This is a genomic window from Gracilibacillus sp. D59 (assembly GCF_052246695.1).
Lineage (GTDB): Bacteria > Bacillota > Bacilli > Bacillales > Amphibacillaceae > Gracilibacillus.
The window spans coordinates 109,330-132,523 of the sequence record NZ_JBQQCK010000004.1 but is presented as its reverse complement, the minus strand read 5'-3'; the positions used below and the strand labels follow the sequence as shown (position 1 = coordinate 132,523).

General features: G+C 36.8%; 23 protein-coding genes and 1 riboswitch. Of the genes, 19 read left to right on the top strand and 4 right to left on the bottom strand.

All coding sequences use genetic code 11. The features are described from left to right. Positions 1-147: 147 nt before the first annotated feature. From ACTWP4_RS08990 to ACTWP4_RS08980, 3 genes are all read left to right on the top strand, one after another. On the top strand, positions 148-1,281 hold the full coding sequence (locus ACTWP4_RS08990) for a histidine kinase (protein WP_443128430.1): 1,134 nt from the start codon (positions 148-150) through the stop codon (positions 1,279-1,281). Beyond that, a complete protein-coding gene (locus tag ACTWP4_RS08985) occupies positions 1,278-1,877 on the top strand; it encodes a response regulator (RefSeq protein WP_443128429.1) in 600 nt (199 codons plus the stop codon). Before ACTWP4_RS08990 ends, ACTWP4_RS08985 begins: the two co-directional genes overlap by 4 nt. A 97-nt stretch (positions 1,878-1,974) precedes the next feature. Further along, positions 1,975-3,378, top strand: a complete 1,404-nt coding sequence (locus ACTWP4_RS08980; RefSeq protein ID WP_443128428.1) for an MDR family MFS transporter — start codon at positions 1,975-1,977, stop codon at positions 3,376-3,378. 414 nt (positions 3,379-3,792) lie between these two features. On the opposite strand, the gene ACTWP4_RS08975 is transcribed toward ACTWP4_RS08980, so the two are convergent. Then, entirely contained in the window at positions 3,793-4,617 is an 825-nt protein-coding gene (locus ACTWP4_RS08975; protein ID WP_443128427.1) for an MBL fold metallo-hydrolase, read from the bottom strand. 170 nt (positions 4,618-4,787) lie between these two features. Then, a riboswitch (SAM riboswitch) is annotated at positions 4,788-4,894 on the top strand. A gap of 131 nt (positions 4,895-5,025) precedes the next feature. On the opposite strand from ACTWP4_RS08975, the gene sfnG reads away from it, so the two are divergent. From sfnG to metA, 4 genes are all read left to right on the top strand, one after another. Continuing rightward, positions 5,026-6,108: a dimethylsulfone monooxygenase SfnG gene (gene sfnG / locus ACTWP4_RS08970; RefSeq protein WP_443128426.1), complete on the top strand. Its 1,083-nt coding sequence runs from the start codon at positions 5,026-5,028 to the stop codon at positions 6,106-6,108. Between the two features lie 32 nt (positions 6,109-6,140). Next, a complete protein-coding gene (locus ACTWP4_RS08965) occupies positions 6,141-6,695 on the top strand; it encodes an NADPH-dependent FMN reductase (RefSeq protein ID WP_443128425.1) in 555 nt (184 codons plus the stop codon). 101 nt (positions 6,696-6,796) lie between these two features. After that, the gene (locus ACTWP4_RS08960) at positions 6,797-7,390 is read left to right on the top strand and encodes a YpjP family protein (RefSeq protein ID WP_443128424.1); all 594 of its coding nucleotides are present in this window, start codon (positions 6,797-6,799) and stop codon (positions 7,388-7,390) included. Between the two features lie 174 nt (positions 7,391-7,564). After that, positions 7,565-8,470 carry a homoserine O-acetyltransferase MetA gene (gene metA, locus ACTWP4_RS08955; RefSeq protein ID WP_443128423.1) on the top strand — a complete coding sequence of 302 codons (906 nt, stop codon included), beginning with the start codon at positions 7,565-7,567 and terminating at the stop codon, positions 8,468-8,470. Between the two features lie 142 nt (positions 8,471-8,612). Here metA and ACTWP4_RS08950 read toward each other — a convergent pair whose 3' ends face one another. Next, positions 8,613-8,981, bottom strand: a complete 369-nt coding sequence (locus tag ACTWP4_RS08950; RefSeq protein ID WP_443128422.1) for a carboxymuconolactone decarboxylase family protein — start codon at positions 8,979-8,981, stop codon at positions 8,613-8,615. Positions 8,982-9,090: 109 nt separating this feature from the next. Between ACTWP4_RS08950 and ACTWP4_RS08945 the strand changes: the two genes are divergently transcribed. From ACTWP4_RS08945 to ACTWP4_RS08895, 11 genes are all read left to right on the top strand, one after another. Further along, entirely contained in the window at positions 9,091-9,303 is a 213-nt protein-coding gene (locus tag ACTWP4_RS08945) for a CDGSH iron-sulfur domain-containing protein (protein ID WP_443128421.1), read from the top strand. A gap of 123 nt (positions 9,304-9,426) precedes the next feature. Then, positions 9,427-9,582, top strand: a complete 156-nt coding sequence (locus ACTWP4_RS08940; RefSeq protein ID WP_443128420.1) for a hypothetical protein — start codon at positions 9,427-9,429, stop codon at positions 9,580-9,582. Between the two features lie 114 nt (positions 9,583-9,696). Further along, the gene (locus ACTWP4_RS08935; protein ID WP_443128419.1) at positions 9,697-11,625 is read left to right on the top strand and encodes a BglG family transcription antiterminator; all 1,929 of its coding nucleotides are present in this window, start codon (positions 9,697-9,699) and stop codon (positions 11,623-11,625) included. A 670-nt stretch (positions 11,626-12,295) separates the two neighbouring features. After that, positions 12,296-14,233: a fructose-specific PTS transporter subunit EIIC gene (locus ACTWP4_RS08930; RefSeq protein WP_443128418.1), complete on the top strand. Its 1,938-nt coding sequence runs from the start codon at positions 12,296-12,298 to the stop codon at positions 14,231-14,233. 230 nt (positions 14,234-14,463) lie between these two features. Beyond that, on the top strand, positions 14,464-15,732 hold the full coding sequence (locus ACTWP4_RS08925) for an ammonium transporter (RefSeq protein ID WP_443128417.1): 1,269 nt from the start codon (positions 14,464-14,466) through the stop codon (positions 15,730-15,732). 35 nt (positions 15,733-15,767) lie between these two features. Continuing rightward, on the top strand, positions 15,768-16,730 hold the full coding sequence (locus ACTWP4_RS08920) for a DUF294 nucleotidyltransferase-like domain-containing protein (protein ID WP_443128416.1): 963 nt from the start codon (positions 15,768-15,770) through the stop codon (positions 16,728-16,730). Further along, the gene (locus ACTWP4_RS08915; RefSeq protein ID WP_443128415.1) at positions 16,724-17,452 is read left to right on the top strand and encodes an exonuclease domain-containing protein; all 729 of its coding nucleotides are present in this window, start codon (positions 16,724-16,726) and stop codon (positions 17,450-17,452) included. Before ACTWP4_RS08920 ends, ACTWP4_RS08915 begins: the two co-directional genes overlap by 7 nt. A gap of 17 nt (positions 17,453-17,469) precedes the next feature. Then, positions 17,470-17,715, top strand: coding sequence for a MerR family transcriptional regulator (locus ACTWP4_RS08910; protein ID WP_443128414.1), 246 nt, complete (start codon positions 17,470-17,472; stop codon positions 17,713-17,715). 449 nt (positions 17,716-18,164) lie between these two features. Then, positions 18,165-18,488, top strand: a complete 324-nt coding sequence (locus ACTWP4_RS08905; RefSeq protein ID WP_443128413.1) for a PadR family transcriptional regulator — start codon at positions 18,165-18,167, stop codon at positions 18,486-18,488. Further along, positions 18,481-19,038, top strand: coding sequence for an HAAS signaling domain-containing protein (locus ACTWP4_RS08900; protein ID WP_443128412.1), 558 nt, complete (start codon positions 18,481-18,483; stop codon positions 19,036-19,038). Before ACTWP4_RS08905 ends, ACTWP4_RS08900 begins: the two co-directional genes overlap by 8 nt. Further along, positions 19,035-19,835: a DUF4097 family beta strand repeat-containing protein gene (locus ACTWP4_RS08895; protein ID WP_443128411.1), complete on the top strand. Its 801-nt coding sequence runs from the start codon at positions 19,035-19,037 to the stop codon at positions 19,833-19,835. Before ACTWP4_RS08900 ends, ACTWP4_RS08895 begins: the two co-directional genes overlap by 4 nt. 982 nt (positions 19,836-20,817) lie before the next feature. Here ACTWP4_RS08895 and ACTWP4_RS08890 read toward each other — a convergent pair. Then, positions 20,818-21,600, bottom strand: a complete 783-nt coding sequence (locus ACTWP4_RS08890; protein ID WP_443128410.1) for a TIGR00266 family protein — start codon at positions 21,598-21,600, stop codon at positions 20,818-20,820. A gap of 310 nt (positions 21,601-21,910) precedes the next feature. Here ACTWP4_RS08890 and ACTWP4_RS08885 point away from each other — a divergent pair, with 310 nt between their 5' ends. After that, complete coding sequence (locus ACTWP4_RS08885) at positions 21,911-22,078, top strand: hypothetical protein (RefSeq protein WP_443128409.1); 168 nt, start codon at positions 21,911-21,913, stop codon at positions 22,076-22,078. A gap of 299 nt (positions 22,079-22,377) precedes the next feature. On the opposite strand, the gene ACTWP4_RS08880 is transcribed toward ACTWP4_RS08885, so the two are convergent. Continuing rightward, positions 22,378-23,172 carry an RDD family protein gene (locus ACTWP4_RS08880; RefSeq protein ID WP_443128408.1) on the bottom strand — a complete coding sequence of 265 codons (795 nt, stop codon included), beginning with the start codon at positions 23,170-23,172 and terminating at the stop codon, positions 22,378-22,380. Between the last annotated feature and the right edge of the window lie 22 nt (positions 23,173-23,194).

Below are 23,194 nucleotides of genomic sequence, written 5' to 3'. Positions count from 1 at the left end.
TGAAAAAACAAGTGATTTTCATTCAAATAACGCACTAAATGTCCGGTCAATAAATGTTAGCACCTAGATAAATTTTCTCTAGTTCGCAGTAGTTTTTCGAATATGGATTGGTCTAGTCACTAGGTTTTTCTTAATGAGGTGGTTGTAATGAGGCATTGGTATGATATTTTCCCCCGAAATACAGGGTTGAGTTTGTATATATGGATTATTTTTTGTGTGTTACCATTTTATTTTATTTTTCGTTCCACTTCCTTATGGGAGATTGCCGCTGGAATAGTGGCGACAATGTTGTTTTTTGGTTTGTATTGGATGACGTTTAATTCGCATGGTCCATTGGTATACATAGGATTAAGCATCGAATTTGTGGTTCATATTATGATGACAATTTTGTTTGGATATGTTTATTTTGCATTGTTCACCGCCTTTTATATAGGGAACATTCGAAGTAAAGCTGGTTTTATTACGATGTATGTTATCCATCTCGTTACCACTGTGAGCGCAATTACAGCAGGAGTTTTATTAAATTATTCCTTGTTTTTAACCCAGACACCTTTTTTAATTATGACGATTTTAGGGGTTATATTAATTCCGATAAATCGCTATAATCGATTTAAACAAGAAGTACTAGAAGAACAACTGGAGGATGCGAATCGAAAAATTGCCCAATTAGCAATTATTGAAGAGCGACATCGTATTGCCAGAGATTTACATGATACACTAGGTCAAAAACTATCAATGATAGGCTTAAAAAGTGAATTATCCGCAAAACTTGTGGAGAAAGATCCTGAAGTAGTGAAGAAAGAGTTACAAGATGTACAGGATACGGCTCGCCAAGCATTGAAAGAAGTTCGTGAAATGGTTTCAGATATGAGAAGTATCAGATTAGCAGAAGAAGTGGAACATGCCAAGCAGTTACTGGATGCGGCAGGGATAGAGAGAGAAATTACATTCGATGCAGATTGCGACCATCTCCCGCTTTTTTTAGAAAATGTATTAAGCATGTGTTTAAAAGAGGCAGTAACCAATGTAGTGAAGCATAGTCAAGCTATTTCCTGCTTCATTTATATTACAGAAACGCAACAAGCAATACGGCTAGCCGTGATCGATAATGGTATCGGTAAGAAGGATAACGAGAGTTATGGAAATGGCTTAAAAGGCATGAAAGAGCGACTGGAATTTGTCAATGGAACGCTTGATATTAAGAGGAAAAGCAATGGTTTTGAAGTGTATATATCTGTTCCAAAGGTTTTGAGGCAGATCGAAGAGGAGGAAGAGCTGTGATCCGAATTGTGCTTGCTGAAGATCAACAGTTATTATTAGGTGCACTTGGGGCTTTATTAGATTTAGAGGAAGATATGGAAGTAGTCGGAAAAGCAAATAATGGCGAAGAAGTATTGGAATTAGTAAAAAAAGAAATGCCAGACATTTGCCTAATGGATATTGAAATGCCGGTGATGACAGGACTGGATGCAGCGGAACAGTTGCGCAATCACTCTTGTAAAGTAATTATTCTTACGACTTTTGCAAGACCGGGATATTTTGAAAGGGCCAAAAATGCCGGTATCAGTGGTTATCTGTTAAAGGATAGTCCTAGTGAGGATTTAGCACAATCGATTCGTCAGATCATGAGAGGGAAACGGGTTTATTCTCCGGAATTAATTGATATAGCCTTTTCAGAAGAAAACCCTCTTACGAGAAGAGAAATCGAAGTGATGAAATTATTAGCGGAAGGAAAAACGACAAAAAATATTGCGAAAGAACTATTTTTATCAAATGGTACTGTACGAAATTATATATCGGTTATTCTAGATAAATTAGAGGTAAATAATCGTATTGAAGCGATTGCTAAAGTGAATGAAAAAGGATGGTTAAAATAGAGGCTGTTTTTCAGTTTCTATTTTTTGCTTTTTTTTGTAAAAGGGAATACAATATCCTTCGTGACTAGAAATATTCTGTGAATAAAGGAGTGAGAGAGTGACTACATCCGTTCAAAAGCGAGGAACTATCGTTGCTTTGTTATTAGCTGGTGCTTTTATCGCTATACTTAATCAAACGTTAATGATTACAGCAATTCCTCCAATTATGAATGAAATGGGGATTACTGCTAACTCGGCACAATGGTTAACGACCATTTTTATGCTAGTTAATGGTATTATGATTCCAATCAGTGCCTTTTTAATAGATCGGTTTACAACAAGGCAATTATTTATTACAGCTATGAGCGTATTTGCCTTTGGAACATTAGTTGCAGCGTTAGCTCCTAATTTTGCCATGTTATTAGCTGGACGTGTCATTCAGTCAGCTGGTGCTGGAGTTATGCTACCATTGATGCAAACCGTATTTCTCATGATATTCCCTGTTAATAAACGAGGATCCATTATGGGATTAGTAGGTTTGGTTATTTCTTTTGCTCCGGCAATTGGTCCATCATTATCTGGGTGGATTACTGACCAGTTTTCATGGCGTGTTTTATTCTATATTATTTTGCCTATTGCCCTTATTGATATCGTCATCGCTTATTTTGTTATGAAAAATGTAACCGAGATATCTAAACCGAAGCTGGACATTCCATCGATTATCTTATCATCTTTTGGTTTTGGTGGCTTACTATATGGTTTTACAAGTGCAGGGAATAATGGCTGGGGTTCTCCGATAACTATTGTTGTACTAATTGTAGGAGTTATTTCACTTGTTTGGTTTATTTTAAGACAGTTGAAATTGGAACACCCAATGTTAGAATTTCGTGTCTTTACTTATTCGATTTTCCCATTAACGGTAACACTTGGTATGATTGCTTTTATGGGCTTGATCGCGGTAGAAACTCTCGTTCCATTGTATATGCAGGAATCAAGGGAGTTCTCGGCTGTCCAATCGGGGCTAGTTATTTTACCAGGGGCGATAATCACCGGTTTTATGTCTCCGATAACAGGACGTATATTTGATAAAATTGGTGCAAGATGGCTCGCAATTGTAGGCTTCTCGTTGATGACAATTGGCTCCTTCTTGTTTTCGATTTTAGATGATAAAACATCCATTACTTATTTGACGATCGTATTTGCGATCAGAATGTTAGGTATTTCGATGGTAATGATGCCGGCAGCGACTGCTGGTTTAAATCAATTGCCGAAAAAACTTATTGCGCACGGTGCAGCAATGGATAACACATTGCGTAACGTATCCGCCTCTGTCGGAACTGCAATCATCGTAACGGTACTAACACAGGCAGAGTCAATTGCCGAACAAAGTGGTAAACCGTATCCAGGGATAACAGGCGCAAATACAGCTTTTTTAGTACTTTCGATTATCACCTTAATAGGGTTATTTTTATCCTTTTTTATTAAAAACAGGAAACCATACGACGAGGAAGAAGGAGATTAGTTTTAGTGGCTAATCTCTTTTTTTTAAGAACTTAGTGCAGAGTCAATAAACGACAAATCCAAAAAGGAAGAGCGAAGATTTGTTGAATAAATCGAGATAAACGACAAATCTAAGAAGGGTAAGCAAAGATTTGTTGAATAAACGAGGATAAACGACAAATCCAAAAAGAGAGAGCAAGGATTTGTTGAATAAACGAGGATAAACGAAAAATCCAAAAAGGGAGAGCGAAGATTTGTTGAATAAATCGAGATAAACGACAAATCTAAGAAGGGTAAGCAAAGGTTTGTTGAATAAACGAGGATAATCGACAAAACCAACAAGGAGAACGAAGATTTGTTGAATAAACTAAGTTAAACAACAAATCCAATAAAGCCACCCGATATAAACCGAGTGACTTTATGAGATAATTACCTATCAGTGGCGCTTATGTTTAGGAATAGCTTGTTCGATAAAGTTATCCGCTAGTTTTCTCAGTTCTTTTTTCATTGTCTCGCCTTCCATTGGCAGACCGTGCCCAGCGATGATGATATCAGGATCTAAATCAGCCAATTTTTTAACAGATTCCTCTGCCCCATGCCAATCTTGTGTAAAATAGGCAGGTGGACCGTAAACATGCTGAATAGGGAAAAACACAGCCCATGATGACTCTGGTTTATCTGTTGAAATTGCATCACCTGCAATTAATAATTTATCCTTCTCACGAAACAAACTGATATGTCCGGGTGTATGTCCAAATGTTTCAATGTATTTCCAATCTTTTAGAAAAGGAATAGAGCCATCGGTAGGCAAGGAAGAAACAAGTCCTTCTAAGTGTTCTGGTTTAGTCGGAAAGATCGTCGATAATAAAGAGATCATTCCCCCGCCAACGGTTGGATCACCTGGAGGATATTCTTGTTTTCCTGTGACATAGTCAATCTCATTTTCATGGATATAAATCGGTACCTGCCAGTATTCAGCCAATTTCTTCGCAGCACCAATATGGTCAAAGTGCCCGTGTGTTAATAAAATTGCTTGTGGTGGTTTGGTGCCATAACGATGTTCACAAGCATGAAGAATCCTATCATGATATTTTCGAGTGCCAGTATCTATTAAAACCCAATCTTCATTAGGTGCACCGATCATGACGACATTAACAATAAAAGTTCGGTAATAAGCTATATCTGGAAGTACCTCTTCTGGTATTGCATGATCGAAATCATGTTCAAGTTCTTTCCACTTATCGATATGTTCTTGATCCATTGTTTGTCCCACCTTATTTGAGCATAAGCTATCTTTATTTTGGTGTGAAAAGTGCTGAATTATACTATTGTCGAAAAATTTAAAAAATTACTTGTCGTTTTTGAAGTTGTATGATATGATGTTGTAACAAATTCAAGTAATTCACTTACAATTTAATAAACCGCAAGATTTTCTTATCCAGAGAGGTGGAGGGACTGACCCTAAGAAGCCTCGGCAACCAGCACAGATGTGCCCGGTGCCAATTTCAGAGGATCAAATTTTGATTCAAAGATGAGAAGATTCGACGCCGATTGTTTTTAAGATTCACGTGATGCAATCAATAGTAGAATCCTTCTCTATCTTTAAGAGAAGGATTTTTTTAATGTAGTTAAGTATTTAAAAAATAAAAAAAGTGAGGAGCATGCAAAGATGAGTGATTTATTATTTGCCTATTGGGTACCAAACGTTAGTGGAGGTTTAGTAGTATCAAAGTTACCACAAAAAACAGATTGGAGCTTTGAAGCGAACAAACGTTATGCACAAATTGCTGAAGAAGTTGGATTTGATTATGCGTTGTTACAAACGCGTTTTTTTGCTAGTTATGGAGCGGACAAACAACTAGAAGCAATAACATTAGCGACCGCTTTAGGAGCTGTAACGAAGAATTTAAAATTAATTGCTGCCGTGTTACCTGGACTTTGGCACCCTGCAGTTTACGCTAAGATGTTGTCCACACTGGATCATGTAACAAAAGGACGTGCTGCTGTAAATGTTGTAAGTGGATGGCTGAAGGATGAATTTACTGCCTATGGTGAAGAGTGGATCGATCATGATAAGCGTTATGAGCGTTCGGAAGAATTTATACGTGTATTACGTGCTATGTTTACTGAAGAACCGGCAAACTTTAGTGGGGATTATTACTCCATTCATGATGCACCGATGAAGCCAAAGCCAGAAGCTAATGTTCCAATCTTCCAAGGCGGGAATTCACAAGCAGCTAAAGAAATGGCATCCCGCGTATCTGATTTCTATTTCATGAATGGGAATACATTAGAAGGTTTTGAAAAGCAAATTAACATAGTAAAAGAGTTAGCGGAAAAAGAAGGAAGAGAAGTAAAATTCGCTGTGAACGGTTTTGCCATTGTACGAGATACAGAAGAAGAAGCTGTCCAATTATTACGTGATATCATTTCACATAAAGATGACGATGCAGTGGAAGGCTTCCGACAAGCAGTAAAAGAAGCAGGACAATCGACGAAACAAAAAGAAGGTATGTGGGCCAATTCAACAAAAGAAGATCTTGTCCAATATAATGATGGTTTTAAAACGGGTCTGATCGGTACACCAGAACAAGTGTCGGATCGGATTATTGAACTAAAGAAAATCGGTGTCGACTTGGTGTTGACAGGACACTTCCACTATGAAGAAGATCTAAGACGTTTTGGTGAAGAAGTGATTCCTTTAGTGAAACAAAAAGAAAAAGAATTGAAGGAAGCTGGTGTCTTTTCATGAAAATAGCTGCCATTGCAGGGAGCTTGACACCGTTGTCTAAAACGTTACTGACAGTGAAAGAAGCTGTTGACCATATTCGTTGTCATCATGATCATGTAGAAGTGAATTTGATAAATTTGAAGGAATACCAGCTAGATTTTTGTGATGGTCGCGATCCCTCTGAATACGAGGGTGATTCGAAAAAAATAATTAATGACATAGTTGAAGCAGATGCGCTAATAGTAGGTACTCCCATTTATCGAGGATCTATCCCAGGTGCATTAAAAAATGTATTTGACCTTATTCCCAACACAGCGTTGCGAGGGAAGGTGCTGGCATTTATCGCAACTGGTGGGACGTATCATCATTTTTTGGCAATTGAACATCAATTAAAACCGTTAGCCGGTTATTTTAAAGCATATACATTGCCTGGTAATGTATATGCACACAACGATCATTTTAAGAATAAACAGCTTGCCGATGAAGGTATTAAACAGCGGTTACATGAACTAGGTGATTCGGTCGTAACATTAAGTAAATCTCTTAACAGTGAAGTGATTGGTGCCGAAGAGCCAGAAATTCCACGACAAAGTTTAGCACAGACATAAGTAAAATTTATGTAAAAAATGAAAAAGCCCTTTACATGTATGGACAAATTAGTAAAACGTGATAAAATTTTAGTAAGTCGATGTGAGGGAGTTCGATCGAGATGAAAATGTGGATGAAAAAATTAACCGTTTTATTAGTGACAATCTTAACACTTGGTTTATATGTTCCGCCGATCTATATTGACGCTGATGTAGGTGTAGGTAAAAAGGACATAGAGCCAAGTGAAGACCGGCCAAAAGCTGAAATAGAAGATTCAATAACAGAAAAAAACCTCGTTCTTGAAGACTCTAGTCAACTTTATCTGCAAGAATTAAACAATCTTGCTAAAGAGCAAGTGCAAGCAAAATTAGGCACAAAAATTTCGGCAAAAGTGAATAATGATGTAAATCAAGTAGTCTTACCGAATCTTGAAATGGTATTAGATGGATTGTATGAAAAAATTGGTGAAGAGGAAAGCCAATACTTAATGGTTGCCGAAAAGCCTTCTGCCGGATACGGTGAGCGTATTTTTAATTTATACAATGCAAAAGAAAAAGAAGATGTTGCTAAGTTTCATGTAAATCGGTTAAAAAGACCGCAAGACGGTTATTATTTTCAATTCCACTATCATTTACAAGACGATCAATTTGAAGAACATATTTCAATAGGAGAAGTTTATTGGGGGAAAGATACACCACCAAAATGGATGTCGTAATAGTTAGGATGCCTTAAGTTTAAAAGGCATCCTTTTTTACCATAATAGCAGAAATATAATATGTCAGAATTTTAAAACATTTCCCTTTATTTTAAGTCGAAATATAGGTAAAATAAGTCTTATCGTGAATTTTTTGTATTTAAGTGAATTATAATTAAAAAGGAGTCACAGAAAATGCCTATCAAAGTGCCGGATTTATTACCAGCTAAGAATAAGTTACAAGAAGAAAATATTTTTGTTATGGATGAAAGTCGGGCATTTAAACAAGACATTCGGCCTCTTAAAATATTAATATTAAATTTAATGCCATTGAAGCAACAAACTGAAACACACTTATTACGTTTATTGGGGAACAGCCCATTGCAAATAGAGGTCGGATTATTGCATACAAGCACGCATACATCTAGGAATACCTCAACAGAACATTTGAAGCAGTTTTATAAATCTATTGATGATGTAAAGGCCAATAAATATGATGGATTAATTATCACTGGAGCACCAATAGAAAAATTACCTTATGAAGAAGTGAATTATTGGGAAGAGCTGTCTCAAATTATGGAGTGGAGTAAGACGAACGTAACCTCTACCTTGCACATTTGTTGGGGAGCAATGGCTGGACTGTACTATCACTATGGAGTGGATAAGTATATAATGCCTGAAAAATTATCAGGTATTTATACACATACAATTAATGATCCGCGGGAAAAGTTAGTCAGTGGTTTTGATGAAGAGTTTTTAGTGCCACATTCCCGTCATGCTGATATCCGAAAAGAAGATATTGAAAAAGTCCCGAATCTGAAAATATTAAGTGAATCGGAGCGAGCAAGGGTGTATATGATAGCCTCGAAAGATGGGAAACAAATCTTTGTTACAGGCCATCCCGAATATGATGCTTTAACATTAAAGAAAGAGTATGATCGGGACACGGCTGCTGGCTTGAACCCGATGATACCGGAAAACTATTACCCGGATGATGATCCAAAGCGCAAACCAAAATTACGCTGGCGCACACATTCCAATATATTGATCTCTAATTGGTTGAATTATTATGTTTATCAAGAGACACCCTTTGAACTGTAAAAGACCTGCCTAAAAAAAGCTTAAAACCCTGTGGGTTTTAAGCTTTTCTTTGGAAGTGTATGTTAGCACTTATCCATAATCATAGTCGGAGAAAGTTTCCGCTAATCAACAGCATGAATCCACTCGTTGTCGGGAGACCTTTTTAATGCAATTTTTGCTGATAGTGCGCGTAGGAGTCTGTTGCTAGGGTTACTGCTTGGGCGAAGGCTGCCCCACCACCTAGTGCAGCGCTAACCGCAAGAGTCTCCATTAATTCTTCCTCACTAGCTCCGTTTTCCACAGCACCCTTTGTGTGATAAATGATACAATACTCGTCTTGTGCATAAATGCTGATCGCTAGAGCCATGAGCTGCTTTTCTTTTTTACCAATTGTCCCGGCTTTAAATGCTTCTTCGGTAAAGTGAAAATATCCTCTAGTCATTTCAGGCAAGTACTCTTCCATTCTAGTGGTGCCACGTTTGAAGTCTGCAATTGATTGATCAAAATAATTTATATGTTCATTATTTTCCATTTTTCATCCCGCCTTTCATTTTAATGTGTGAACAAGCATAAGATTTTATACAGAGATGATGGACAGAAGAGAATAAAGTCGGTAAAATTTATAAAGGGGGTAATAAAAGATGAGTGAAGGGAACAACAAAGTACAATTAAAAGTTAGAGACAATGGATCCATTTTAGTAACAGGAGATGTCGAATTAGTGGATGCGGAAGGGAATCCGTTTGAAACAAAGCCAAAGTTTTCACTATGTCGATGTGGCGCATCCAAAAACAAGCCATTCTGTGATGGATCACATAAAGAAATAGGTTTTCAAGATCAAATAAGAGCGAAATAAGTGTAACAAGCACACAAGATTTTTGTGTGCTAATACTTTTTTCCTAATTTCAAAGCAGATTGTTTCACATTCTCTCTCAGTGGTATTACATCAGTAACGCTACTAAAGAGAGGAGAATGATATATGACACATGATAAAAATGTTGAAGTAGAGAGAAAAGAAAAGAAATCAGACTCTAGTAAAGTTGGCGTTGCTGCGATTAAATATATTACCTATTTAATTATTTTCTTTGGAATTCTATGGTTTTTGATTACCTATGTATTCGGAAGGTTGCTATAATGTAAATAGAGAAGCAGAAGGCACTAACATTTCCGTTAGTGTCTTTTCTTGTTTATTGCCATTGCGATAGAATATGATCTATAGTAATGTTGTGTAGGAGATGGAGGTGATTTCATGAAGGAGAGGCAACGATTCCTATTAAGAAACTTATTGTTAGCCGATAGTCAAGTAGTCCTAGTCCAAGGCCTTGCCAAAGAACTGGACTGTTCAGAGAAAACAATTCGAAATGATTTGCAAGTGGTGGAAAGCTTCTTGAATAATCATAGTAACGGCCGATTGATAAGGAAGCCTGGTGTTGGTGTATCCATTGAAATTTCTAAGGATGAAAAGCAGGAAATTTTATCATTGATTCAGTCTGAGAGTAATATAACAAAAAATATGTTAGATGTTGCAGAGCAAAAAGAAATATTATATCAGCTTCTTATTCATGAAAATATCTCCATTCAACACTTAACAGATCGTTACTTTGTCTCACATACGACTATAAAAAAAGTTATTAACGAGATGGAAGCGTGGTTAAAAACTAGAAATGTACAGATTCAGACCAAACAAAAAGTTGGTATTGTAGTACAAGCTGAAGAAAAAGACATCAGAATAGCAATCCAGCAAATCGATTATTATAAACAAAAGAAAAACCAACAATCTGACTCTTTTATGTATCAACAAGTACAAGAGCACGAACGACGAGCATTGGATCAATCTTTTTTAACCTTTATTCAAAATTATGATATTCCTTTAACCGATGAAAGTATAAAGAATTTAAAGATCTATATGATTGTAATGATGAAAAGATTGAAGACGAACCATAGGGTGGAAATAAGTGAAGATCATTTATCATTCATAACAAAGAAGAAAGAATATGAGTGGATTAAAAAATTAGTAGAAGAGTTGGAGGATATCTTTCTCCTTACAGTACCAAAACATGAAAAGGTCTACTTAACAATGCAATTTCTTGGAGCGAAATTTCAGGAAAGGCATGGGGAGGCATCAGGTTTCGATGCTAGTGTAGATCAGCAAGCAGAATGGCTAACCGATGTATTAACAAAACGACTGAGTGTCTTAGCATTAATGCCTTTTGGAAATGATGAAACATTAAAAGAAGGGCTAAAAATTCATCTTTATTCCGTTATCAACCGCTTGACATATAAACTCCCAGTACAAAATCCGTTAGCATCAGATATAAAACAAATGTACCCGTTTATGTTTGATGCTTTAATTACCGCATTACAGGATATGGAGGAAGAATTGCCATTTGAAATACCAGAAGATGAAGTGGCATTTTTAACATTGCACTATCAGGCTTCAGTGGAACGAATTAGAGGTCAACGTCAGTATAATAAAAAAATAATAATTGTGTGTCATATGGGTATTGGTGTATCAGAAATACTACATTCGAAAATTGCTGCGTCATTTCAGGAAATTGAAATTGTTGCGACTCTTCCACAAAACAAGTTGAAGCTATTTTTAAAAGAGCAATCAGTAGATCTGATTGTTTCCACTATGCCTTTAGATGACGAAGATCCTCCACACGTGACTATTACACCTCTTTTTAATGAGCATGATAAACATAAGCTTCAAAATGCATTGCTGGCAAAGGGCCAAGGTAATAGTGCTTCTGTATTAAGAAGCTATTTGAAAGAAAATTATATATTTTTGAATTTAGCAATAGAACATCGTTTCGAATTGATAGAGAAATTGGCAGAGAGATTAGTTTATGATGGTCTGGTAGAAGGGGAATATGGGCATCAAGCTCTAATCCGCGAACGGGCCGCGGCAACCGCGATTGGTGGAGGTATTGCTATCCCACATGGTGATCCGAATTTAGTAAGAGAATCTACCATAGTAGTAGCAACATTAAAAGAACCAATCATGTGGGGAACAGAATCGGTTTCACTTATTTTCTTTCTTGTGTTGAAACAGGAGTCATCCGATAAAAGAAGAAGACTATTTCATCAGTTATCAAAGTTGGCAGGTAATCCGGAGAAGGTTGCTAAACTAACTGGAGTTACAGATGTAGAGACATTTTTAACTCTAATAGATTAAAAAATCCTTGCAGTTCTAGGAATTGCAAGGATCTTTGATAGGGGAGGGAATACTAAAATGCGTGAGTTCTCATCTTTTATCTCAGTTATTCACTTTAACATATCCTATTTTATGGAAATATCCACTATCTGATGATTATTAGAAATGCTATTAGACGTTTCAGAAGAATAAACTGCATATCGAAGCTTGTCACAACAATCATCTATTTAAGGGATTCACCTAGCGATACAAGAGAGCGAATCCCGATTATCCAGTTTTTTAAGGGATTCACCCAGCAATACAAGAGAGTGAATCCCGATTATCCAGTTTTTTAAGGGATTCACCCAGCAATACAAGAGAGCGAATCCCGATTATTCGGTTTTTTAAGGGATTCACTCAGCGATACAAGAGAGCGAATCCCGATTATCCGGTTTTTTAAGGGATTCACCCAGCAATACGAGTGAGCGAATCCCGAATATGTTTTATTACAGTAAACTTTATTATTTCATTTCGAGCGGATGTCCTTCTCTTTTGGCTTTCTTTGTTCTCATTGATAATAAATGATTCATTTTCCCTTGTACCAGCGACTAAAAAAATCATTTTTGCCGGAAGTAGTGGTAAGTTTCTTTTATTTTGATTTGTCGAATTAGGGGTATACTATGAGTAATTACAACAAGGGAAGGTGTTTTGTATGACTAAAGTATTAGCGATTACATCTTGTCCTAATGGGATTGCGCATACGTATATGGCTGCTGAGAATTTGGAAAAAGCAGCAGACGAAATGAATATTGATATTAAAGTAGAAACGCAAGGCTCGATTGGGGCAGAAAATGAATTGACTGCTTCTGAAATAGAAGAAGCAGATGCAATAATTATTGCTGCGGATAAAGCGGTTGAGAAGTCTCGCTTTGTTGGGAAGAAATTAGTTGCAGCAGGCGTACAGGAAGGGATTCGAAATCCTAAAAGCTTAATTGAAAAAGCGTTAAGTGATGATGCACCGGTACATCATGGAGAAGAAGGTGGCAAAAGAGAAAAAATGCCAACTGCTTCAGAAGGTACGAAGCAAAATCCAATTTACCGTCACTTAATGAATGGTGTGTCATTTATGGTGCCATTTATTGTTGTCGGTGGTTTATTGATTGCGATTGCTTTAACCATCGGAGGTAATCCTGGTGAAGGCGGTATTGTGATACCAGAAGATTCATTTTGGAAAACGATAGAGTCGATTGGAGCTGCTTCATTCAGCTTTATGGTACCAATCTTGGCTGGTTATATTGCTTATAGTATTGCAGATCGACCAGGTTTAGCCCCGGGTATGATAGGTGGTTATATCGCAGCTAATGGTAGTTTTTACGGAAGTGAAGCTAGTGCAGGTTTTCTTGGTGGTATTATTGCAGGTTTCTTAGCAGGTTATGTGGCGTTATGGATTAAGAAAATTAAAGTGCCGAAGATGGTACAACCGATTATGCCGATTATTATTATACCGGTATTCTCAAGTTTAATAGTAGGTCTCCTTTTTGTATTATTAATTGGTGCTCCAGTAGCACAAGTATTTGAATCACTAACAGGCTGGCTTTCAGGTATGCAAGGAACAAGCTCGATTTTATTGGCGCTCATTTTAGGTGCTATGATTTCCTTTGATATGGGTGGTCCGGTAAATAAAGTTGCCTTCTTATTTGGTGCTGCCATGATTGGGGAAGGTAACTATGAAATTATGGGACCTATCGCTGTGGCAATTGCTGTACCTCCAATTGGTTTAGGTTTAGCAACGATAATGTTTAAAAATAAATTCGAACAAGCACAACAAGAGACTGGTAAGGCATCTTTAGCGATGGGTTTCTTCGGTATCACGGAGGGTGCAATTCCTTTTGCTGCACAGGATCCGTTACGTGTCATCCCGAGTATTATGGTTGGTTCGATGACAGGTTCAGTTGTGGCGATGTTAAGTAATGTAGGAGACAGGGTAGCACACGGTGGTCCAATTGTTGGGATATTAGGTGCTGTGGACAATGTCATTATGTTCTTTGTTGCGATAATTGTTGGTGCGATTGTGACGGCATTCATGCTTAAATTACTAAGAAAAGATGTTGATAATCCAGTAATGGAAGAATCAGCAACAGTAGAAGAAGAGAAAACAAATAATACTCCTAATTCCAAATCTATAGAAGAAATTAAAAAATTAACAGACATTACAAATGTCGAATTAATTGATACAGATATAAAAGCAAATGACAGAGATGATGTAATTGATGAAATGATTGCAAAATTAGATGCTAACGATGTGTTAACTTCTAAACAAGATTTCAGAAAAGCGATATTAGACCGTGAAGCAGAAAGCTCTACAGGTATTGGTATGAATGTGGCTATCCCACATGGTAAATCAGATGCAGTAAAAGCTCCGCGTGTCGTGTTCGGTATACAAAGAGATGGTGTAGATTGGCATAGCGCTGATGACTCCCTTGCGAAGCTGATTTTTATGATTGCCGTACCAAAACATGCAGAAGGCGATGCTCATTTAAAAATATTGCAAATGCTCTCCAGAAAATTAATGGATGATCAATTTAGAGAGCAACTGTTAAATGTGAAATCTGAGGAAGAAGCATATCAATTACTAGATCAAATACAATAACACAAAACACCCCCACCCCCAAGTTTGGTCGGAAGGGGGTGTTTTTTTATGCAAGCTTGTGCTTTTAACTGAAGATACAGGACTTTTCCCTTGTCGGACTGGTCCAAAAGACCTTCTCCTAAAAACCCTGTTAGATATCCTTACACAAAAATTGTGAAGTATTTGGTTTCGGCTTAGAATATATCTAACAGTTGATGTTAATAAAATTTACAAGGAGAGGGAAAAAGATTATGGATACTGTACTTATGGATAATTTATGGGTCATTATTGGTACTTTTTTAGTTTTATTAATGATTGGTGGATTTATTTTACTTGAGGCTGGTTCTACTAGAATGAAAAACGCTGGCCACATTGCAGGAAAAACAATTTTCACTATTGGAATCGGATCAATAGTATTCTGGGCTGTCGGTTGGGGCTTTATATATGGAGAAGGTAACTGGTTTATCGGTTTATCTGATTTCTTCTATGGTGACACATCATTTAGTGAAGAAGGGCTATCCCCAGCAGTTGATTTTATGTTCCAAATGATGTTCGCACTTATCGCTTTAACCATTGCATTTGGTGGTTTCGCTGAACGTGCAAAATTATCAGCATATGTTATATTTGCGGTATTATTCTCAGCTCTAGTTTATCCGGTGGTTGCACACTGGATTTGGGGCGGTGGTTGGTTAGCTGACCACGGTAAACAAGATTTTGCTGGTTCAACAGTTGTACACTTAACAGGTGCAATGGCGGCATTAGCGGCAACGATTATCTTAAAACCTCGTATTGGTAAATATAATAAAGATGGTTCTTCTAATGAGTTAGCAGGTCATAACCAAGTTTACACAGCACTAGCGGTATTACTGCTATGGGTAGGTTGGTTCGGATTTAATGGTGCAAGTACATTTGGTGTGAGTGATGCATTTTTTGGTTATGTTATTTTAAATACACAATTAGGAGCGGCAGCTGGTGCAATCGCAGCAATGTTGTTAGTTTGGGCAGTTACAGGAAAAGCAGATGTTCCAACGACATTGAATGGTGCATTAGCAGGACTTGTAGCTATTACCGCATCTTGTGGTTTCGTTGAACCATGGGCAGCTGTAGTAATTGGTGCAATTGGTGGTCTTATTGTTTACGCAAGTATGAGATTCTTTGATCGTGCACGTATTGACGATCCGATTTTCGCACTGTCTGTTCACGGTACTGTCGGTGTTTGGGGAACGATTTCAACAGGTTTCTTTGCAACACATGAATTATCTGTTGGAATGGATTGGGGTCTACCAGGGTTATTTTATGATGGTGGATTCGAACAATTAGGTGTTCAAATCTTAGGTGTTGTAGCATCTGGTGCATATGCATTTGTTGTATCATTCATTATCCTTAAAGTGATGGATAAAGTAATGGGAGGCTTGAGAGTTTCTGAGGAAGAAGAGATCATAGGTCTTGACATGAGTGAGCATGGTAGCTATGGTTATCCTGAGAACATTCCACATCCTGATGAACAACAGGCGAAGTAATGCATAGTTCTTCGATAAAGGAGAGGACCTCCGTCATGAGTTACGAAGACATAAAGAAATGGCGTGAACAACACATTCATGAACAAATAGACCATGAACAATTAAATAACTTTCACGATGATTTAATGCTAAAAACTGTACAATTAGCGATGGAAAAGTTTGAGGAAGAGCAGGGTGAAGTCCCTGCTCCCTTCGCTTTTTTTCTAATGGGTAGTGCGGGCAGAAAAGAACAATCGGTTTGGAGTGACCAGGATCATGGCATTGTTTTCGATGGATCAAGCCAACACCAAGACTATTTCCAAAAACTAGGCGAAGAGATTGTGGATGGACTGGAGAAAGTAGGTTATGAGCGATGTGATGGCAAAGTGATGGCATCAGAATCACGATGGACAAAACCGATTGATGAATGGAAACAGCAAGTCATAGACTGGCTTGATGAAGAAACTTGGCAATCGTTACGTCATTTTTCAACATTCATTGATTCTCGCTTTTTTTTAGGTGAAGCAAAATTGCTAGATGATGTAAAACAAGTCGCTTTTTCATATATTCAAAGTTATCCAGAAATAATGAATAGACTAATTGATAATGTAGGATTTATTCAAAAAGGTGTCGGAGTTTTCGGTCAGTTATTGCCACAACAATCAGGAAAAAGAACCGGTCAAATAAATATCAAAACCACTGCAATGTTTCCGTTTGTTAATGCACTTCGACTATTAGTGTTATGTAATCAAATAATGAAAGCACCTACTGTCGAGAGATTTACAGCGCTTACGGCAAAATACTCTTTTTTAACAGAGTATCAGATACTATTTGAAAGTTTGTTAGCTTTTAAATTCCAGTTCACAAAAAATGCAGTTGAATATGAAGAAGTGCATTATATTCCTTTAAAGAAGTTATCAAAAAAAGACAAACAGGAGTTGAAGGAATACATGAAAAAGGGTGGAGAGCTGTTTGAGCGAACAAAAAATACGATAGAAAAAGAGTGTTCTAAATGGTAATGAATCAAATGCTTCAATTTATTAAACAGATGTCAGGGAAAATGAGTGACATGAACCCTGTAACAAGTCAAACGGACGCAAGAAAGATTGCCTATATGCGTAATTTACAAAGAGAATTGAAGCAAAAAGATGTTTTAAACACCCCTTTTAAAGAATTAGCTGTGGTAGTGTTTGATATTGAAACAACTGGTTTTTATCCTTACAATGGGGATCGAATTCTTTCCATTGGTGCAGTGAAAATGAAAGGATCAGAAATTCTAAAAGACCAGTTATTTTATAAAACGGTCTATACGGAATTACCTCCTTCAGAAGAAATTACAGCTTTGACTGGGATCACTGCATCAGAGCTAAGTCAAGCGGAGCCTTTGCCAGAAGTACTAAGGCAATTCTTCCAATTTGTTCGTAGTGATACTTTAATTGCCCACCACTCAAGCCATGAGAAGCAATTTATGAAACATGCTAGCTGGACTGCGCTAAAAACAAGTTTCCAGCATCGCATTATTGATACTTCTTTTTTAACAAAGGTTGTTTCACCAGAAGTGTCACTTGTTACATTAGATGAGTGGTGTGATCATTATGGAGTGGATATTGGTCGTAGACACCATGCGCTATATGATGCTGCAGCAACTGCTAAATTATGGTCAGAACATATGAAAAAAGTAGAAGAAATGGGCTTCACGAATTTAAAGGATATTTATACGCATATTGCTAGTTTGCCTTAATTCTGAAAGGAGAGGAAATGAAAGTGAATCACGATATACCAGATCATATGGCCACCTTTCCGATTAGTGTTGTAAAAGAACTGACAAAATTAAGTGGAAGGCAAATTCGTTACTATGAAGAACAAGGTTTAATCTCCCCAGCTCGAAATGAAGGAAACAGAAGAATTTTTTCTTTGCAGGATATCGAACGATTAAAGAGAATTAAAGAACTGATTGATCAAGGAATTAATATCGCAGGAATTAAAGCAATGTTAAAGGATTAAAAACCCCCCTGGTTTTTAGGAAAAACAAAGGGGGGTTTTTAATGCCTAAAATCATCTTTTATGCCATAGGCTGCGAAATAACGTGGACTCCTAAGTAAATCTGGGATGAGTGAGGACATTTGTTCCGCTATTTGTGACAAAAGTGCCAGTTTTAGGGTGGTCGCGGACATCTATTCCGCTATTCATCGAAAATAGTTCTAATGGAGACTGAAATGAACCAAATAAGGGATTCAATGTCCGCTAACATGGAAAAACAAGTGATTTTCATTCCAATAACGCACTAAATGTCCGCTCAATAAATATTAATTAGGGGTTATGCCCAAGATAAACTTTCAGAAAAATAGTACCTTGCATTGTACAGTAGCTGATGGTATAGTGTACTTATTAGTACTATTTATATACCAGTACTGTTCAATGTATAGTAGTTAGAAAAATGGAGGTGAGTGAATATGAATATCCAATTTAAAAAAGGAGCGCTAGAGTTATGTGTACTTGCTTTATTGAATAAGCAGGATCATTATGGCTATGAACTTGTAAAAAAAATATCAGATCAAATTGCTATATCAGAAGGTTCTGTTTATCCCTTATTGAGGAGATTGAAGAAGGAGGAGTACTTTACAACATATTTGCAGGAATCACTGGAAGGACCCTCGCGTAAATACTACAAATTAACGGATAAAGGAAGAGATTATCTGCATGATTTACTCAAGGAATGGCGGCAATTCTCAGAAGGGGTAAATTATATTATAAAGGAAGGTGTTAGTAATGAATAAAAAGGATTTTCTATCAAATTTAGATAAAAGGTTACAAAAGCTGACGAAAGAAGAAAGGCAAGATATTTTGCAGGATTTCAGCGAACACTTTGAGGTTGGTAAAGCAGAAGGGAAGACAGAAGAAGAAATCGCACATTCGTTAGGATCACCAAGTCAGATTGAGAAAGAACTATTAGCTAGTTACTATGTAGAAAAAGTTGAATCCACTTCATCAGCAGGCAATGTATTAAAAGCTGTTTGGGCTGTTATCGGATTAAGCTTCTTTAACCTAATAATTGTACTCGGTCCATTTATCGCTTTAGTCAGTTTGATTGTGGCCGGATGGATATCGGGTGGGGCATTCTTACTGTCGCCAATATTGTTCTTAGTTAATTTAGTTGCTTTTCCTGGTACTTTTGAATTTTTTGATATGTTCTTTTCTCTTACACTATGTGGAGTCGGGTTATTAGTTCTGATTGGAATGCTTTATGTCACCCGATTCTCGACAAAAGGTCTGATCAAATATTTGAATTATAATGTAAATCTTGTTAAAGGTGGGATGAAATCATGATAAATATAAAGAGACTCCTTATGATTGCCTGCTTGTTATTACTAGTGGGTGGAATCGGCAGCATCATATCTTATCAGTTTTATGAGCCAACAACTCTTGCTGTAACGAAGAAAATAGAAAGTACTGAAATTACTGACATTGAAATCGAAATGCAAAATGAAAAAGTAGAAGTAATACCGACAACTGATCCAGTCCCAACGGTTGAACTGACAGGTAAAGAAGATAGTCATTCTAAAACGGAATTAGTTGTAGAGGAAAATAATCATACATTATCGATTCATACAGATAACGAAATGGGGAAATGGTTTAGTTTTAATTTCTTTAATAGCTCACGTACATTAACAGTCTATATACCTGAACAAGAATATCAACGTTTAGCAGTTGATATTAGTAATGGAAGCCTACAAGCGGAAGATTTAATGGTAAACGAGGTAAATGTAGAAACAAAAAATGGAAAAGTAGAGCTTAAAGATATTGTAGCAGATTCATACCAACTGAGAACTTCCAACGGCAAAATCGATCTTGAAAACGTCGAGGGAGAATTGAATGCCAAAGCGAATAACGGATCAATTTCTCTCGTAACAGCGGAATTGAATCGCAATATTAATTTTGAGACTGACAATGGAAGAATTAAGATACAGACTGAAAAAGAACCTACCAATGCTATCATTGATACAAAAGTGAAGAACGGTAGGGTGAATTTGTTTGGTAACTCTGATTACAATACCGTAATTGGTGATGGAGATAATTTAGTAAAATTAAGTACGAAAAACGGAAGTATCACCGTTACTCAATAAATTAATGTTAAAGGAGGCTGGGACAAAACAATTTTTCCACTCCTAAGACGAATAATGTAATGAATTAAAATGAACATAAGAAGGTTATGCGCAGCGACTGAAAATGCACAATAGGAATAGTGGTAATTTTGACATTTATAAAATGCTTGAAAACCGCTACGGCTTGCCCACTTCGCATTCCGAGGGACGTGTCTTCAGCTAACTTTTGTAAAGAAATTCACTTTACAAAAGTGGATCTTCAGATCACGCTGATCCCCCAGGAGTCGAAGTGGGCGCCTGCGCTAAAAAAGTTCTACAATCGGTGTCAGTAGTAGAATTCCAACTCTGATTTCTTGATTTATAGCTAATCTTTTCGGAAGTCAAAAAGCTAACTGTCCTAAACGTTGTAGAACTTTTTTTAAGCGGAGGCGCCCGCTTTCACTCCTGTGGGAATGTTTTCTCTGAAGATCCACTTTTCCGAGCGGCCTTTGCTTGGAAAAGTTAGCTGAAGATAAAACCCCGCGGAAAGGGAAGCGGGTAGCCGAAGCGAATGTTTAGCAGTTCAAACCATTTCAAAATTGACACCAGAGTTACGGGGAGCATTATTTGATCAATAGTTCAATTGAATAATTCGAACAATAACAATTTCAAATCGTAGAATGCGCATAATCGTTTAGATTTTATTTGTATCAAATCACTTTTGTCCCCGTCTCCTTTGTGAATATACATGTTAGGAACCACAGGTGATTACATCATCCACCGCATCTTCAGTATCATCATCGATTTTGTTAGGAATACATGATCTTCTAATCGTTCAGTTAATTGAGTTCCAATTTCCTCCGATCAATTTATCTGATTGTCGAGCATTGAGAAATAAACACAATGAAAGTAAAATAATTAACCAATAGTTAATTATTCACTTGTCTAACATCACTGTAATCCCTTTATCTCAGTAGACTCTGAAGTCACTACATTTCTAAGCGGGCGCATTAAGCTTTTCTTATTACTTATTAAATAAGTCAAAAACTCCGCCAATACCACCTTCGCCTTTATTTCCACCTTTCTCAGGTAGTGCAGCAAATACTTTGCTTGCAAGGCGACTGAATGGCAATGATTGTACCCATACAGTTCCAGGTCCTGAAAGTGTAGCAAAGAAAATCCCTTCACCGCCAAAAAGTGCTGTTTTGATTCCACCTACAAATTCAATGTTATAATCTACATCACCTGTCATAGCAACTAAACATCCTGTATCGACACGTAATTTTTCCCCAGGCTGTAATTCACGTTTGTGGATGGTACCTCCGGCATGAACAAATGCCATGCCATCTCCTTCTAACTTTTGCATAATAAATCCTTCTCCACCAAAGAAACCAGTCCCGATTTTTCGCTGGAATTCCACACCAACTGCAACTCCTTTAGCTGCAGCTAGGAAAGCATCTTTTTGGCATATAATTTTACCGTTTAGTTCACTTAGATCCATTGGTACGATTTTTCCTGGATAAGGAGAAGCAAAAGAGACATGTTTCTTTCCTACACCTTGATTTGTGAAAGTTGTCATAAATAAACTTTCACCTGTAATAACTCGTTTTCCAGCACCAAGTAATTTACCGACCAGTCCGCCTTGATTAGAAGAACCATCTCCAAAGATCGTTTCCATTGAGATGTCATTATCCATCATCATTAAACTTCCTGCTTCAGCAATCACCGTCTCCTGTGGATCTAACTCCACTTCTACAAATTGCATATCATCCCCGTATAATGTAAAGTCAATTTCATGATTGTTCATTTCCATTCAACTCCTTTTTAATTAGTCTATTTGTATATACGTATCATAGCACTGATATGATACGAATTATCAGAAAATTCTAAATTATCATGAATAAATATTCACTTTATTTATAAAAATGGTGATATAATCGCATTTCTATATATTACGAATTGATTGCAAATTTAGAGCAATTGAGGAAAATGCGGAGAATGAAAAAGAATTTAAAAGAATTTCGTAATATATGTTTACAAATCGTAAATATATGGTACTATATACTTGAATTCATTAATAAATGAGAAAATTTTTTTAGGAAAGGGGATAGTTGGCTATGGTTACCTCTTTATACATGGTTTCTTTAACTATTCTGCTTACTTTTCTAGTTTTATCTGCGATTGAAAAAGTTACGTCCCGTAGAAAAAAACTAAAAGTAGATATGAATTTAGAAACACCCAGTTCACAAGTACAACCAGCAATTGCTGGTAAAAAAATGAGATGAGCAACTAGTCAAGGAAGTAGGACTAGATAAAATAGAACCTTCTGATTTTATTCAGGGGGTTTTTTGTTTTGGTTAAAGGAGTTTTAACTGAAATGTTTTTAGGTCCGGAAGATTTAGGTAAAGAAGACGCAGCTGGTTTAACAAAGGTTGAGAAAAAGCCTTCGTCATTTGGACATTAATGCTAATCGTGTGGATGGTACTAGGAATTGACCTAGTACCAGGTTCCCTGATCCATTACAATAACTAAGAAATGAAAAAGGATAAAAACCCATCTTTATGGGCTTTTATCCTTTTTATCATTAAGCGTATTCCCATTCATCTTTTAGTTGTAAATAAAGCATTAATAACAATACTTCCTTACTTCTCTTACTATCCTTGATTTGTTCTTCAATTTTAGGTAAGAGAATCTTGCTGACTTGCATGGTCAGAGCGCTTTTTTCTTGGATATCCATATCGGTTATTCGGTGCACGTAGGTCTGTAAAAGTCGCCAATCCTTTTGATTAAATTGTTTCAAATGGTATGCTTCTAGTTGTAAATCTTCCTTTTGAATTCCAAGTTGATCGATATATTTTTCAAGTGGCGATTGTTTAAGCGTCTTTTTTCGTCTTTCATGCACAACAATTGTTCCTGCTGTTAAATCGCCTAACCGCTTATGTTTAGAGTGGAAAAAAATCATAATAATCCCAATAGCATATGGACCTGGCAACATATCTATTAACCTTACAAAGTTTCGAATGATACTGGAAAGGAATGTAATATTATGTCCATTTTCCTGTATAACTCGGATACCTAACAATCTCTTGCCAATTGTACGGCCTCCCCAGAAGTATTCAAAGAAGATGAAGTAGCCAAATTGCAGTAAAAAAATCATGATAATGATAATAGCTAATATGCCGCTTTCGAGATGTCCTAAAAACAAATCATTTAAACTACTATTAAACGCTAAAAATAATAGAACTATTATTAAAAACTGAGTTAATAATATTATTGTATAGTCAATAATATGTGCAGCTGATCTTGATCCTAGGCCAGCTAGTTGAAATTGCAGAGAGACATATTCGGGTGTTTTGACCTTTAACTGTTCTTGTTCCATGTTAAACCTCTTTCTTATCATT

What these genes read in the sequence shown, in the direction of transcription:
- ACTWP4_RS08990 (WP_443128430.1), top strand. Translation starts at nt 148, where the DNA reads ATGAGGCATTGGTATGATATTTTCCCCCGAAATACAGGGTTGAGTTTG.
- ACTWP4_RS08975 (WP_443128427.1), bottom strand. Translation starts at nt 4,617, where the DNA reads ATGGATCAAGAACATATCGATAAGTGGAAAGAACTTGAACATGATTTC.
- sfnG (WP_443128426.1), top strand. Translation starts at nt 5,026, where the DNA reads ATGAGTGATTTATTATTTGCCTATTGGGTACCAAACGTTAGTGGAGGT.
- ACTWP4_RS08960 (WP_443128424.1), top strand. Translation starts at nt 6,797, where the DNA reads ATGAAAATGTGGATGAAAAAATTAACCGTTTTATTAGTGACAATCTTA.
- metA (WP_443128423.1), top strand. Translation starts at nt 7,565, where the DNA reads ATGCCTATCAAAGTGCCGGATTTATTACCAGCTAAGAATAAGTTACAA.
- ACTWP4_RS08950 (WP_443128422.1), bottom strand. Translation starts at nt 8,981, where the DNA reads ATGGAAAATAATGAACATATAAATTATTTTGATCAATCAATTGCAGAC.
- ACTWP4_RS08945 (WP_443128421.1), top strand. Translation starts at nt 9,091, where the DNA reads ATGAGTGAAGGGAACAACAAAGTACAATTAAAAGTTAGAGACAATGGA.
- ACTWP4_RS08940 (WP_443128420.1), top strand. Translation starts at nt 9,427, where the DNA reads ATGACACATGATAAAAATGTTGAAGTAGAGAGAAAAGAAAAGAAATCA.
- ACTWP4_RS08935 (WP_443128419.1), top strand. Translation starts at nt 9,697, where the DNA reads ATGAAGGAGAGGCAACGATTCCTATTAAGAAACTTATTGTTAGCCGAT.
- ACTWP4_RS08930 (WP_443128418.1), top strand. Translation starts at nt 12,296, where the DNA reads ATGACTAAAGTATTAGCGATTACATCTTGTCCTAATGGGATTGCGCAT.
- ACTWP4_RS08925 (WP_443128417.1), top strand. Translation starts at nt 14,464, where the DNA reads ATGGATACTGTACTTATGGATAATTTATGGGTCATTATTGGTACTTTT.
- ACTWP4_RS08920 (WP_443128416.1), top strand. Translation starts at nt 15,768, where the DNA reads ATGAGTTACGAAGACATAAAGAAATGGCGTGAACAACACATTCATGAA.
- ACTWP4_RS08915 (WP_443128415.1), top strand. Translation starts at nt 16,724, where the DNA reads ATGGTAATGAATCAAATGCTTCAATTTATTAAACAGATGTCAGGGAAA.
- ACTWP4_RS08910 (WP_443128414.1), top strand. Translation starts at nt 17,470, where the DNA reads ATGAAAGTGAATCACGATATACCAGATCATATGGCCACCTTTCCGATT.
- ACTWP4_RS08905 (WP_443128413.1), top strand. Translation starts at nt 18,165, where the DNA reads ATGAATATCCAATTTAAAAAAGGAGCGCTAGAGTTATGTGTACTTGCT.
- ACTWP4_RS08900 (WP_443128412.1), top strand. Translation starts at nt 18,481, where the DNA reads ATGAATAAAAAGGATTTTCTATCAAATTTAGATAAAAGGTTACAAAAG.
- ACTWP4_RS08895 (WP_443128411.1), top strand. Translation starts at nt 19,035, where the DNA reads ATGATAAATATAAAGAGACTCCTTATGATTGCCTGCTTGTTATTACTA.
- ACTWP4_RS08890 (WP_443128410.1), bottom strand. Translation starts at nt 21,600, where the DNA reads ATGAACAATCATGAAATTGACTTTACATTATACGGGGATGATATGCAA.
- ACTWP4_RS08885 (WP_443128409.1), top strand. Translation starts at nt 21,911, where the DNA reads ATGGTTACCTCTTTATACATGGTTTCTTTAACTATTCTGCTTACTTTT.
- ACTWP4_RS08880 (WP_443128408.1), bottom strand. Translation starts at nt 23,172, where the DNA reads ATGGAACAAGAACAGTTAAAGGTCAAAACACCCGAATATGTCTCTCTG.